12 protein-coding genes are annotated in these 13,317 nt (G+C 67.8%); 5 read left to right on the top strand and 7 right to left on the bottom strand.

What is annotated here, in order from left to right; genetic code table 11:
* Positions 1 to 14: 14 nt before the first annotated feature.
* Genes lptB through kdsD form a run of 5 tightly spaced genes read right to left on the bottom strand, consistent with a single transcriptional unit; the run spans position 15 to position 3,611 of the window.
* Complete coding sequence (gene lptB, locus CFB52_RS14595) at positions 15 to 791, bottom strand: LPS export ABC transporter ATP-binding protein (RefSeq protein ID WP_059575659.1); 777 nt, start codon at positions 789 to 791, stop codon at positions 15 to 17.
* Entirely contained in the window at positions 788 to 1,453 is a 666-nt protein-coding gene (gene lptA / locus CFB52_RS14590) for a lipopolysaccharide transport periplasmic protein LptA (protein ID WP_006483139.1), read from the bottom strand. The genes lptB and lptA overlap by 4 nt, the downstream gene beginning before the upstream one ends.
* 20 nt (positions 1,454 to 1,473) lie before the next feature.
* The gene (gene lptC, locus CFB52_RS14585; RefSeq protein WP_059506659.1) at positions 1,474 to 2,088 is read right to left on the bottom strand and encodes an LPS export ABC transporter periplasmic protein LptC; all 615 of its coding nucleotides are present in this window, start codon (positions 2,086 to 2,088) and stop codon (positions 1,474 to 1,476) included.
* Between the two features lie 3 nt (positions 2,089 to 2,091).
* Positions 2,092 to 2,628: an HAD family hydrolase gene (locus tag CFB52_RS14580; protein ID WP_059575662.1), complete on the bottom strand. Its 537-nt coding sequence runs from the start codon at positions 2,626 to 2,628 to the stop codon at positions 2,092 to 2,094.
* On the bottom strand, positions 2,628 to 3,611 hold the full coding sequence (kdsD, locus tag CFB52_RS14575; RefSeq protein ID WP_059575664.1) for an arabinose 5-phosphate isomerase KdsD: 984 nt from the start codon (positions 3,609 to 3,611) through the stop codon (positions 2,628 to 2,630). Before kdsD ends, CFB52_RS14580 begins: the two co-directional genes overlap by 1 nt.
* 125 nt (positions 3,612 to 3,736) lie before the next feature.
* Between kdsD and CFB52_RS14570 the strand changes: the two genes are divergently transcribed.
* The 5 genes from CFB52_RS14570 to purU all read left to right on the top strand — a co-directional run bounded on the left by CFB52_RS14570 (position 3,737) and on the right by purU (position 8,903).
* The gene (locus CFB52_RS14570; protein ID WP_059575688.1) at positions 3,737 to 5,743 is read left to right on the top strand and encodes a monovalent cation:proton antiporter family protein; all 2,007 of its coding nucleotides are present in this window, start codon (positions 3,737 to 3,739) and stop codon (positions 5,741 to 5,743) included.
* 77 nt (positions 5,744 to 5,820) lie between these two features.
* The gene (locus CFB52_RS14565; protein ID WP_059575666.1) at positions 5,821 to 6,387 is read left to right on the top strand and encodes an adenine phosphoribosyltransferase; all 567 of its coding nucleotides are present in this window, start codon (positions 5,821 to 5,823) and stop codon (positions 6,385 to 6,387) included.
* A 76-nt stretch (positions 6,388 to 6,463) separates the two neighbouring features.
* Positions 6,464 to 7,078 (top strand): LysE family translocator, encoded by a 615-nt coding sequence (locus CFB52_RS14560; protein ID WP_059575668.1) that lies wholly within the window; start codon positions 6,464 to 6,466, stop codon positions 7,076 to 7,078.
* A gap of 5 nt (positions 7,079 to 7,083) precedes the next feature.
* Positions 7,084 to 7,947 (top strand): NUDIX hydrolase family protein, encoded by an 864-nt coding sequence (locus CFB52_RS14555; protein WP_059575692.1) that lies wholly within the window; start codon positions 7,084 to 7,086, stop codon positions 7,945 to 7,947.
* A gap of 71 nt (positions 7,948 to 8,018) precedes the next feature.
* Complete coding sequence (gene purU, locus CFB52_RS14550) at positions 8,019 to 8,903, top strand: formyltetrahydrofolate deformylase (RefSeq protein WP_059575690.1); 885 nt, start codon at positions 8,019 to 8,021, stop codon at positions 8,901 to 8,903.
* A 93-nt stretch (positions 8,904 to 8,996) separates the two neighbouring features.
* Here the strand turns inward: purU and CFB52_RS14545 are convergent, their stop codons facing one another.
* Entirely contained in the window at positions 8,997 to 10,079 is a 1,083-nt protein-coding gene (locus tag CFB52_RS14545) for an AI-2E family transporter (protein ID WP_059575670.1), read from the bottom strand.
* Between the two features lie 222 nt (positions 10,080 to 10,301).
* Positions 10,302 to 13,187, bottom strand: a complete 2,886-nt coding sequence (gene uvrA / locus CFB52_RS14540; RefSeq protein ID WP_059642614.1) for an excinuclease ABC subunit UvrA — start codon at positions 13,185 to 13,187, stop codon at positions 10,302 to 10,304.
* Positions 13,188 to 13,317 lie beyond the last annotated feature (130 nt).

The raw sequence follows: 13,317 nt of genomic DNA, 5'->3' as shown, positions 1-13,317 counted from the left end.
CCACGAGGAGGACGTTACATGCGGAAGTGCTCGCCGAGGTACACGCGGCGCACGCTTTCGTTTTCGATGATTTCGCTCGGCGCGCCGGCGGCCAGCACCGAACCGTCGCTGATGATGTAAGCGTGGTCGCAGATGCCGAGCGTTTCGCGGACGTTGTGGTCCGTGATCAGCACGCCGATGTTGCGCTGTTTCAGGAACTTGACGATCTTCTGGATCTCGAGCACGGCGATCGGGTCGACGCCGGCGAACGGTTCGTCGAGCAGGATGAAGCTCGGGTTGGTCGCGAGCGCGCGCGCGATTTCGACGCGGCGCCGTTCGCCGCCCGACAGCGACAGCGCGGGGTTCTCGCGCAGGTGGCCGATCTGCAGCTCGTCGAGCAGCGCTTCGGTGCGCGCCGAGATCGCATCCTTCGACAGCCGCTTGCCGTCCTCGCCGTGCTGCAGCTCGAGCACCGCGCGGATGTTTTCCTCGACGGTCAGCTTGCGGAACACGGACGCTTCCTGCGGCAGGTACGACAGGCCGAGCGACGCGCGCTTGTGGATCGGCAGCAGGCCGATCGAGCTGCCGTTCAGCGAGATTTCGCCCGCGTCCGTCGGCACGAGGCCGACGATCATGTAGAACGACGTGGTCTTGCCGGCGCCGTTCGGGCCGAGCAGGCCGACGACCTCGCCGCTCTTCACGTCGAGCGACACGTCCTTGACGACCGTGCGCGAGCCGTAGCGCTTCTTCAGGTTGCGGACGACGAGCGAGCTCGTGGTGCCGGCCGGCTGGCGGTTGGGGAGCGCGTTCATTGGCCCGGCGCCCCCTGGATCGTGGTCGACGGCGACAGCTTGGCCGGCGCCCCGTTCAGCGGCGCGGGGCCGCCGTTCTTCGGCGACAGCATCGCGCGCACGCGGCCGTTCGGGTTGCCCGGCGCGGCGACGTCCTTGCCGCCCTTCGCGGTGTAGAAGTCGCGCTGGCCGTCGTACGTGATCACGCTGCCGTGCACGGTGTCGGCGACCGTCGACGTGCCCTGCAGGCGGCGCACGGTCGCGGCGGTGGTCAGCGTGGTCAGGTCCTGCTTGCCGTCGTAGTCGATGCGCTCGGCGTCGCCGTCGATGTACTCGTCGAGGCCTTCGCGCTTCTGGCGGAACGTCGCGTGCTTCTTGCCGCTGCCGAACGACGTCGCGTACTGATAGCCTTCCGGATCCTGGCGCACTTCGACGCGATCGCCCTTGATGATGATCGTGCCCTTCGTGATCACGACGTTGCCGGTCGCGACCGTGACCTGCTTCAGATCGTCATAGGTCAGGTTGTCGGCCTCGACGTTGATCGGCTTGTTCTGGTCGGCCTTCTCGGCATGGGCGAGCGGCGCCAGCCCGACGAGCGGGAGCGCCACGAGCGTCGCGGCGAGCGCGGCGCGGACGGCGCGCGCAGCGCCGCCGGAAATCTGTCGAGGGAACGGTTCGTTCATGCAGTCACGTGAGGGATGCGTCACTTGGGTTGACCTTTCGAGCCGCCGGACGTGTCCGCCGCGGCGATCGTGCCGCGCACGTTGCCGTAAAGCTCGATGACCCGGGTGACGTTGTTGTACTTCATGCCGTCGGTCGCGTTGACGAGCGACAGGCCGCGCTGAAGTTTAACCGGCTTTTCGGTCTGGATCACATCGTCATTGACGAAGATCCGGAAATGCTGGGAATCGGCCTGCATCTGCGGATCGCCGCCGCCGGCCGCGCGCAGGATGCGCGCGTCGTCGTACAAGTCGACGATCGACACGTCGCCGTTGACGGTGCCGCGCTTCGCGGTGGTCGTCACGACCGGCTTGCCGGGCTGGAACGCGCGCATGGCCGGATCGGTCAGGTCGCTGCTTTCGGTATCTTCGTAATGGACCAGCTTCGCGGCCGTCAGCCGGTACTGGGTCGTGCCGGACTGGTCGAGCTCGGTGACCGAGAAGTTGTCCGCGAAATAGTCGGGCGTGTGGCGCTTCGGCTGCGCGGCGCCCTCGCCGGGCGGCGGCAGCGTGGCCTGCAGCAGCCACCACGTGACGCCCGCGAGTGCGGCGACCGCGGCGAGGGGCAGCATCTGGGTCCAGCGGAAATGCGTGCTCATCGGTCAGGCTCCGCAGGCGGCGGCGAGCAGCGCGTCGTAGCGGCGCTGCGCGCGCAGGACCGCGTCGCAGACTTCGCGCACGGCGCCGTGGCCGCCACGGGCCTCGGCGACCCAGTGCGCGCGGGCGATCACCTCGGGGTGCGCGTTCGCCGGGGCCGCGGCGAAGCCGCAGCGCAGCATCACCGGCAGGTCGGGCCAGTCGTCGCCCATGTAGCCGCATGCGTCGGCCGTCAGGCCGAGCGATGCGATCAGGTCGGCGAACACGGCGAGCTTGTTCTCGACGCCCTGGAACAGGTGCGCGATCTTCATTTCCTTCGCGCGCGCCGCGACGATGTCCGAGCGGCGGCCCGTGATGATCGCGGTCGCGATGCCGGCCTCGCCGAGCAGCTTCACGCCGTGGCCGTCGAGCGAATTGAACGACTTCATCGTGTCGCCGGCCGCGGTAAACAGCAGGCCGCCGTCGGTCAGCACGCCGTCGACGTCGAAAATCATCAGCTTCACGCGGCTCGCGCGTTCGGCCGCAGTCAGCGCTGCGCTCATCAGATCACCTTCTTCGAAAACAGGTCGTGCATGTTCAGCGCGCCGATCAGCGCGCCGTCGGCATCGACGACCAGCATCTGGTTGATCCGGTGGCGCTCCATCAGTTCAACGGCCTCGACCGCCAGGTGATCCGGCGCGATCGTGCGCGGCTCGCGCGTCATGACTTCGGTGATCGGCAGCGTGCGGAAATCGCCGTCGCGCGCGAGCACGCGGCGCAGGTCGCCGTCCGTGAAGATGCCGGCGACCTTGCCGTCGGCGTCGACCACGGCCGTCATGCCGAGGCGCTTCGCGGTGATCTGGAACAGCGCGTCCGACAGCGTCGCGTCGAGCCCGACGGCCGGGACGTCGTCGCCCGAGCGCATCACGTCGCGCACGTAGGTGAGCAGGCGCCGGCCGAGCGCGCCGCCCGGATGCGAGCGCGCGAAATCTTCCGAGCCGAAGCCGCGCGCGTCGAGCACGGCGACGGCGAGCGCGTCGCCGAGCGCGAGCGCGGCGGTCGTGCTCGCGGTGGGCGCGAGGTTCAGCGGGCACGCTTCCTTCGAGACCGCGGCGTTCAGGTTCACGTCGGCGAGCGTGCCGAGGCTCGACTCCGCACGGCCCGTGATCGCGATCAGCTTCGCGCCGATCCGCTTCACGAGCGGCAGGATCGCGACGAGTTCTTCCGATTCGCCAGAATAGGAGATGCCGATGAAGACGTCGTCGGAGGTGACCATCCCGAGGTCGCCGTGGCTGGCCTCGGCAGGGTGGACGAAGAAGGCCGGCGTGCCGGTGCTGGCCAGCGTGGCCGCGATCTTGCGGGCGATATGCCCCGATTTGCCGATGCCCGAGACCACGACGCGGCCGCGGCAGCCGAGCAGCAGCGCCACGGCCTGGACGAAGCCGCCGTCGAGCTGGTCGCGCAGCGCGCGCACGGCGTCCGCCTCGATGTCGAGCACGTCGCGGGCGAGCGCGAGCGCCCGGTCATCATTGATTTTCGCTATCATGCGCGGAGTATAGCAAAGGCGTTTGTTCGCCGCGCCGCGCCTTCGGACTCGTCCGATGTCGCGTGTCCACCGCCACCACCCGCGCCCGCATTGCCGTGGCCCCGACGAACGAGGACGCTTCGCCCGTGATTTCCCCGCTCGAAATGACCCTGCTGCTGCTGCTGGCCTCGGTGGTGGGCGTCGTCGTATTCCGCTCGTTGAACCTGCCGCCGATGCTCGGCTACCTGACCGTCGGCATCCTGGTCGGCCCGCACGCGTTCGGCGTCGCGGCGGATCTCGAACGGGCCGAGCATCTCGCGGAGTTCGGCGTGGTGTTCCTGATGTTCTCGATCGGCCTCGAATTCTCGCTGGCGAAGCTGAGGGCGATGCAGCGGCTCGTGTTCGGGCTCGGCCTGCTGCAGGTCGTCGCGACGCTCCTGCTCGCGCTCGTGCTGGGCGCGCTGTTCGAGCACTGGGTGCACATCACGTGGCAGGGCAGCATCGCGCTCGGCGGCGCGCTCGCGATGTCGTCGACGGCGATCGTGTCGAAGATGCTCGCCGAGCGGCTCGAGATCGAGACGGAGCACGGCCGCAACATCTTCGGCGTGCTGCTGTTCCAGGATCTCGCGGTCGTGCCGCTGCTGATCGTGATCGCCGCGTTCGGCGCCGAATCGTCGAAGGATCTCGCGCTCACGCTCGGCTTCGCGGCGGTCAAGATCGTGATCGCGCTCGCGCTGCTGCTGGTCATCGGCCAGCGCTTCATGACGCGCTGGCTCAACGTGGTCGCGCGGCGCCGCTCGCAGGAGCTGTTCGTGCTGAACCTGCTGCTCGTCACGCTCGGCGCGGCGTTCATCACCGACCGCTTCGGGCTGTCGCTCGCGCTCGGCGCGTTCATCGCCGGGATGCTCATTTCCGAGACGCCGTTCCGCCATCAGGTGGAGGAAGACATCAAGCCGTTTCGCGACGTGCTGCTCGGGCTGTTCTTCGTGACGACGGGGATGCTGCTCGATCCACGCGTGATCTGGGAGCATCCGTTGATCGTGCTCGGCTTCTTCGTCGGGCAGATCCTGTTCAAGGCGACGATGATCGCCGGGCTCGCGCGGCTGTTCGGCGCGACGCCGGGCGTCGCGATGCGCACGGGCATCGGCCTCGCGCAGGCCGGCGAATTCGGCTTCGTGCTGCTGAACCTGATCCTCGACCGGCATCTCGTCGACTCGACGCTGCTGCAGGCGATCCTCGCGTCGATGCTGCTGTCGATGCTCGCCGCGCCGTTCCTGATCCAGAACGCCGACCGCATCGTGATGCGGCTGTCGTCGACCGAATGGATGCAGCAGTCGCTGCAGATGACGCGGATCGCGACGCAAAGCCTCAAGCAGCGCGGCCACGTGATCATCTGCGGCTACGGCCGCGCGGGCCAGAACCTCGCGCGCATGCTCGAGCAGGAAGGCATTTCGTACGTCGCGCTCGACCTCGACCCCGATCGCGTGAGCGCGGCCGCGACGGCCGGCGAATCGGTCGTGTTCGGCGACGCGGCGCGCCGCGAGTCGCTGCTCGCGGCCGGTATCCACCGGGCGGCGGCCGTCGCGATCACCTACGCGAACACGCCGTCCGCGCTGCGCGTGCTGCATCACGTGCACGAGCTGGAGCCGACGCTGCCGGCGATCGTGCGCACCGTCGACGATGCCGATCTCGAAAAGCTGCTGGCGGCCGGCGCGACCGAGGTGATTCCGGAGATCGTCGAGGGCAGCCTGATGCTCGCGTCGCACACGCTGGTGCTGGTCGGCGTGCCGATGCGCAAGGTCGTGCGGCGCGTCGAGGAGATGCGCGACGAGCGCTACAGCCTGCTGCGCGGCTATTTCCGCGGCGCCGACGACGCGGACGACGACGATCACGAGCAGGTGCGGCTACAATCGGTGCCGGTCGATGCGCGCGCGGACGCGGTCGGGCGGTCGCTGGAAGAACTCGGGCTGTACGCGCTCGGGCTCGAGGTCACGGCGATCCGCCGCCACGGCATCCGCGGCGTCGAACCCGATCCGCAGACCAAGCTGCGCGCGAGCGACATCGTGGTGCTGCGCGGGCTGCCCGAGGCGCTCGCGCTCGCGGAGGAGCGGTTGTCGCGCCATCGGCGCGATCCGCCGGCCGCGGCTGCGTGAGCCGCGATTCGCAACCTGACCCGTATTGATCAGAAACGGTGCCCGATCTTCGCGCACCGTTTTTTTCGGAGAGTTTCATGCCGCATTCGTCGCCGGGCGCACCGCTCGATCCGGTCGCCTTCATCCACAGCCAGATCCGCACGGTGCCGGACTGGCCGCAGCCGGGTGTGCAGTTCCGCGACATCACGACGCTGCTGCAGAGCCCGAAGGCGCTGCGCATCCTCGTCGACCTGTTCGTCGAACGCTATGTCGACGCGAAGCTCGACTACGTCGCGGGCCTCGACGCGCGCGGCTTCATCATCGCGCCGATCGTCGCGTACGAGCTGAGCGTCGGTTTCGTGCCGATCCGCAAGGTCGGCAAGCTGCCGTACAAGACGCGTTCGGAATCGTACGACCTCGAATACGGCAGCGCGACGGTCGAGATCCACGAAGATGCGTGCCGCCCCGGCGACCGCGTGATCATCATGGACGACCTGATCGCGACCGGCGGCACGATGATGGCGGGGCGCAACCTGCTGCAGCGGCTCGGCGCGGTGGTCGTCGAAGGTGCGTCGATCATCGATCTGCCCGATCTCGGCGGCTCGGCGCTGCTGCGCAACGCCGGGTTGCCCGTCTATACCGTTACCGAATTCTCCGGCCACTGAACGCCGGTCCGTCGGGGCCTGCCACCCCGGTTTGCGCTGGTTCGCGCCTGGTTCACCTTCCGCAGCGAGGTTCACGATGCCCAACTTCATGCTGTTTCTCGCCACGTCGATCGCGATCACGTTCGCGCCGGGTCCCGACAACCTGCAGGTGCTCGCACGCGGCATCTCGCAGGGCCGCGCGGCCGGCTTCGTCGCCGCGCTCGGCTTCACGGCGGGGATCCTGTTCCACACGACGCTCGCGGCGCTCGGCGTCGCGGCCGTGCTGCGTTCGTCGCCGGTCGCGTTCCAGATCCTGAAGCTCGCGGGCGCCGCGTACCTCGTGTGGATCGGCATCAAGGCGCTGCGCAGCCAGGGCCTCGCGAACGCGCATGCGCGCCCGCCGCAGCCGCTCGGCACGATCTTCCGGCAGAGCGTGATCGGCAACCTGATGAACCCGAAGGTCACGCTGTTCTTCGTCGTGTTCCTGCCGCAGTTCGTCGATCCGCACGGCGCGCAGGGCGTGACGCTGCAGATGTTCGAGCTCGGCGCGCTGTTCATGCTGCAGACGGCCGCGGTCTTCTCGCTGTTCGGCGTCGGCGCGGGCATGATCGGCGCATGGCTGAAGCGCCGCCCGAAGGCCGGCGTGTGGCTCGACCGGATCGCCGGCGCGACGTTCATCGCGATCGGCATCCGCGTCGCGCTGAAGGATTGAGCGCGATGACGTTTCCGTGCATCGCGGCCGCGCGCCGCTTCGATCCGGCCGCGCACCTGCGTTTCGAGATCGCCGGCCAGGCGGTGGGCTGGGTGCGCCGCCAGGACGTCGCGAAGCTCGCGCGCTGGCCCGACGTGTTCGAGCTGACCGGCGAGCGCGTCGTGCTGTCGGCGCGCTACGATTCGGTCGATGCGCGCAGCATGGCGCTGGCCGGCGCGATCGGCGCGCTCGCGGCGGAAGGCGCGATTCCCGGCTGGCGCGACGAGATCTACGCGATCCGCAACCGCTTCGACGATCCGCCGCTCGCGTACATCGAGCGCGCGGCGTCGCGCTTCTTCGGCACGCAGACCTATGCGGTGCACGTGAACGGCATCGTAGAATATGCGGTTACGCCCGGCGAGCCCGCCGCGGCCGCGCCGAAGATGTGGCTCGGCCGCCGCAGCGAGACGAAGGCCACCGACCCCGGCATGCTCGACAACGTCGTCGCGGGGGGGATCGGCTGGGGGCTGGGCGTTCACGAGACGCTCGCGAAGGAGTGCTGGGAAGAAGCCGGGATTCCGCCCGACCTGGCGGCGCGCGCGATCGCGGGCCGCACGGTGCAGGTGCTGAACTCGCTGCCGGAAGGCACGCAGTCGGAACTGATCTTCGTGTACGACCTGCCGCTGCCGCACGACTTCGCGCCGCGCAACCAGGACGGCGAAGTGGCCGAGCACCTGCTGGCCGACGTGCCCGAGGTGATCGGCTGGCTGCGCGAAGGCCGCGCGACGATGGATGCGAGCCTCGCGACGCTCGATACGCTGCTGCGCCACCGCTGGCTTGCGGCGGCCGACGCAGCCGGCATCGACGCGCTGTTCGTGCCGGGCGCATGACGCGCGCCGCGCGCGGCCTGGCGGCGCGAACGGGCAATTTGACGAATACGGAAACAATGGGAGTCGCGGTCATGCCGACCGATCACAGCTTTATCTTGAAACTGTCGTGCCCCGACCGGCACGGCATCGTCCATGCGGTCTCGGGCTTCCTGTTCGAGCGCAGCAACAACATCCTCGATTCCGCGCAGTTCGGCGACAGCCGCACCGGCGAGTTCTTCATGCGCGTGCACTTCGAGCAGGACGGCGGCGGCGTGGATGCCGCGTCGGCGCTCGACACGCTTCGCAACGAATTCGCGCCGCTCGCCGAGCAGTTCTCGATGCGCTGGGAGCTGCACGATGCGGCCGTGAAGCCGCGCGTCGTGATCATGGTGTCGAAGATCGGCCACTGCCTGAACGACCTGCTGTTCCGCTATCGCACCGGCCAGTTGCCGATCGAGATCCCGGCGATCGTGTCGAACCACAAGGAGTTCTACCAGCTCGCCGCGAGCTACAACATTCCGTTCCATCACTTCCCGCTCGTCGGCGGTTCGTCCGATGCCGCGAAGGCCGCGCAGGAAGCACGCGTGCTGGAAGTGATCGACGAGCACCAGGCCGATCTCGTCGTGCTCGCGCGCTACATGCAGATCCTGTCGCCGAACATGTGCGAGCAGCTCGCCGGCCGCGCGATCAACATCCATCATTCGTTCCTGCCGAGCTTCAAGGGCGCGAAGCCTTACTACCAGGCATTCGACCGCGGCGTGAAGCTGATCGGCGCGACCGCGCACTACGTGACGACCGATCTCGACGAAGGCCCGATCATCGAGCAGGAAGTCGAGCGCGTCGACCACAGCATGACGCCCGACCAGCTGACCGCGATCGGCCGCGACGTCGAGTGCGTGACGCTCGCGCGGGCGGTGAAGTGGCACGTCGAGCACCGGATCGTGCTGAACGGGACGAAGACGGTCGTGTTCCGCTGATCCGTCGGCCGCGGAAGGCTGGCTCCACAAGCGAAAACGCCGCGCCCTTCACGGGGCGCGGCGTTTTCGTTTGCCGTTGGCGAGCGGGCGGCGTCAGATCAGCCGCAGCAGGTACAGCTCGCGTTTCAGGTACGCGTAGAAGATCGGTGCGGCGATCACGCCCGGCAGCCCGAACGCGGCTTCCATGATCAGCATCGCAAGCAGCAGCTCCCACGCGCGCGACTCGATCTGGCCGCCGATGATCTTCGCGTTCAGGAAGTATTCGAGCTTGTGGATGACCACGAGAAACGCGAGCGACGCGATCGCGGTGCCCATGCTGACCGACAGCGACACCGCGACGATCAGCGTATTCGAGATCAGATTGCCGATCACCGGCAGCAGGCCGACGATGAACGTGATGAGCACGAGGGTCTTCGACAGCGGCAGCCGCTGGTGGAAGATCGGCAGCGCGACGAGCAGGTAGATGCCGGTGAAGGCCGCATTGATCGCCGAGATCTTGATCTGCGCGAACACGATCCGGCGGAACGCGTCGGCGAAGCGCGACACGCGCGTGACGAGCGCGGTCGATAGCGGCCGGCGCACCTTGCCCTGCTCGACGCCGATCGCGATCATCGCGCCGATGATCATCCCGAACAGCACGTGGCCGAAGCCGCGCGCGACGCTCTTGCCGCTTTGCTGGAGCTGGTCCATGTGCGAATGCATGAGCACGGCCGCCTTCGTCTTCATCTGTTCGACGTCGACCGGCAGCAGGTTCGCGATCCAGGCCGGCGTGCGCGCGCGGGTTTGCTCGACGATCTGCATCAGCTGGCCGAGCAGGCTCTGCAGGTTCGGCACCGTGTGCTCGAAATGCTCGATGATGCCGAGCGTCAGGCCGGTGAGCGCGCCGACGATCGCGATCGACAGCAGCACGACGGCGACCCAGCGCGCGCGCATGCTGGTGGTATGGCGTTCGATCACGGGCGCGATCGTGTGGATCAGCTGATAGACGAGCAGGCCGGCCAGCATCCCGCCGAGCAGCCGCAGCTCGAGGACGAGCCACATCATGACGAGCGCGAAGAGATAGCTGCCGATCTCGAGTGCCGACAGTTTCGGCAGGCTCAAGTCGCTGGTCAGCCGCACGCTGCGCAGGTGCGGCTCGCGGTTCTGCGTGTCGCGCGACTCTTGTTGCTTCTCCATCGTGGATTCCTGTCGTCCGTGTGTCGTGCCGCGGAGCGCGCGGCAGAGCGCGGGCCGCCCGGCGCCGCACCGGATTGGTGCGGATGGCGAACCTTACGACCGTAAAGTATAGCTGCCATTATGGTCCGCAAACGGGCCGTTTGGCGCGTGGTGTAAACGCAGAAGGGAAAACGAGGGGGCGCGCGGCCGGGCGGCCGCGCGCGGGAACGGCGGAACGGGGCGTCAGCCGGCCGCGACCTTGCGGGTGGGACGCTTCAGCAGCGGCGCGAGGTACTTGCCGGTGAAGCTCGCCTTCGTCTTCGCGACCTGCTCGGGCGTGCCTTGCGCGATGATCTGGCCGCCGCCGGCGCCGCCTTCGGGGCCGAGGTCGATCACCCAGTCGGCCGTCTTGATCACGTCGAGGTTGTGCTCGATGATCACGACCGTGTTGCCCTGGTCGCGCAGCCGGTGAATCACTTCCAGCAGCAGCGCGATGTCGTGGAAGTGCAGGCCGGTGGTCGGTTCGTCGAGGATGTACAGCGTGCGGCCGGTGTCGCGCTTCGACAGCTCCAGCGACAGCTTCACGCGCTGCGCCTCGCCGCCCGACAGCGTCGTGGCCGACTGGCCGAGACGGATGTAGCCGAGGCCGACGTCGAGCAGCGTCTTCAGCTTGCGCGCGATGACCGGCACCGCGCTGAAGAACTCGTACGCGTGCTCGACCGTCATGTCGAGCACTTCGCTGATGTTCTTGCCCTTGTACTGCACTTCGAGCGTTTCGCGGTTGTAGCGCTTGCCGTGGCACACGTCGCACGGCACGTAGACGTCCGGCAAAAAGTGCATCTCGACCTTCAGCACGCCGTCGCCCTGGCACGATTCGCAGCGGCCGCCCTTCACGTTGAACGAGAAGCGGCCGGGATCGTAGCCGCGCTCCTTCGACGTCGGCACGCCCGAGAACAGCTCGCGGATCGGCGTGAACAGACCCGTATACGTGGCCGGGTTCGAGCGCGGCGTGCGGCCGATCGGCGACTGGTCGACGTTGATCACCTTGTCGAAGTGCTCGAGGCCCTCGATCGCCTCGTGCGGCGCCGGCTCGGCGGCCGAGCCGTACAGGTGGCGCGCGACCGCGTGATACAGCGTGTCGTTGATCAGCGTCGACTTGCCGGAGCCCGATACGCCGGTGATGCAGGTCAGGAGGCCGACCGGCAGATCGAGATCGACGTGCTTCAGGTTGTTGCCGTGCGCGTCGACGATGCGCAGCATCCGCTCCGGATCGGGCGCGAGCCGCTCGTCCGGGTACTCGATCACGCGCTTGCCGACGAGGTACTGGCCCGTCAGCGACTGCGGGTTCGACTGCACCTGCTTCGGCGTGCCTTCGGCGACCACCACGCCGCCGTGCTCGCCGGCGCCGGGGCCCATGTCGACGACGTAGTCGGCCGTGCGGATCATGTCCTCGTCGTGCTCGACGACGATCACCGAGTTGCCGAGGTCGCGCAGATGCTTGAGCGTCGCGATCAGGCGGTCGTTGTCGCGCTGGTGCAGGCCGATCGACGGCTCGTCGAGCACGTACATCACGCCGGTCAGGCCCGAGCCGATCTGCGATGCGAGCCGGATGCGCTGCGCCTCGCCGCCCGACAAGGTCTCGGCGCTGCGCTCGAGCGACAGGTAGTCGAGCCCGACGTTGTTCAGGAACGTCAGGCGCGCGACGATTTCCTTGATCACCTTGTCGGCGATCTCGCGCTTCGCGCCGTCGAGCGTCAGCCCGTCGAAATAGCCGAGCGCGTCGCGCAACGGCCAGCCGCTGATCTCATAGATGCCGCGTGCATGGTCGCCGGTGCCGATCCGCACGTGGCGCGCCTCGCGGCGCAGGCGCGTGCCGTCGCACGACGGGCACGGCTGGTTGTTCTGGTACTTCGACAGCTCTTCGCGCACCGCGACCGAATCGGTCTCGCGGTAGCGGCGCTCGAGGTTCGGGATGATCCCTTCGAACACGTGCTCGCGGATCGTCGTGCGGCCGCGCTCGTTGATGTACGAGAACGGGATCGTCTGCTTGCCCGAGCCGAACAGCAGCACCTTGCGGATCTTTTCGGGGAGATCCTCGAACGCGGCGTCGATGTCGAATTCGTAGAACGCCGCGAGGCTCTGCAGCATCTGGAAGTAGAACTGGTTGCGGCGGTCCCAGCCCTTCACCGCGCCGGCGGCAAGCGACAGCGACGGGTGCGCGACGACCCGCTTCGGGTCGAAGAACGTGATCTGGCCGAGGCCGTCGCATTCCGGGCACGCGCCCATCGGGTTGTTGAACGAGAACAGGCGCGGCTCGAGCTCCTGCAGCGAGTACGAGCAGATCGGGCACGCGAACTTCGAGCTGAACAGGTGCTCCTTGTCGGTATCCATCTCGAGCGCGATCGCGCGGCCGTCGGCGAGGCGCAGCGCGGTTTCGAACGATTCGGCGAGCCGCTGCTTCATGTCCGGGCGCACCTTCAGGCGATCGACGACGACGTCGATCGTGTGCTTGTCGTTCTTCTTCAGCTTCGGCAGCGACTCGACCTCGTAGATCTTCGCGGCGCCTTCGTTCGCGGCGCCGCCGCCCGAGCGCACGCGAAAGCGCACGAAGCCCTGCGCCTGCATGTCCTCGAACAGCTCGACATGCTCGCCCTTGCGATCCGCGACGACGGGCGCGAGGATCATCAGCTTGGTTTCCTCGGGCAGCGCGAGCGCCGCGTCGACCATCTGCGACACGCTCTGCGCCTCGAGCGGGATGTCGTGATCGGGGCAGTACGGCGTGCCGACACGTGCGTACAAAAGTCGCAGGTAGTCGTGGATTTCCGTGACCGTGCCGACGGTCGAACGCGGGTTGTGGGACGTCGCCTTCTGCTCGATCGAGATCGCCGGCGACAGCCCCTCGATCAGGTCGACGTCGGGTTTCTCCATCAGCTGCAGGAACTGGCGGGCATAGGCGGACAGGCTCTCGACGTAGCGGCGCTGGCCCTCGGCATAAAGGGTGTCGAACGCGAGCGACGACTTGCCCGACCCGGACAACCCGGTAATCACGACCAGCTTGTGGCGCGGCAGGTCGAGATTGACGTTTTTCAGGTTGTGGGTGCGTGCCCCACGGATACGGATCTGTTCCATGAACCTGGCGAAAATGGAGGAAACCAAACCTGCTACTATAACGGCTTTTCGAGACCGTCGTTTACGGTCCCCAGCCCTTGCGGCAGGTGGCAGCAAAGCGACACCTGCGCCGGGGAAAGCGGTCGCGCCG

It is taken from the genome of Burkholderia sp. AU18528 (assembly GCF_002223215.2).
GTDB classification, from domain to species: Bacteria; Pseudomonadota; Gammaproteobacteria; order Burkholderiales; family Burkholderiaceae; genus Burkholderia; species Burkholderia semiarida.
This window is presented reverse-complemented; position numbering and strand designations above follow the sequence as displayed.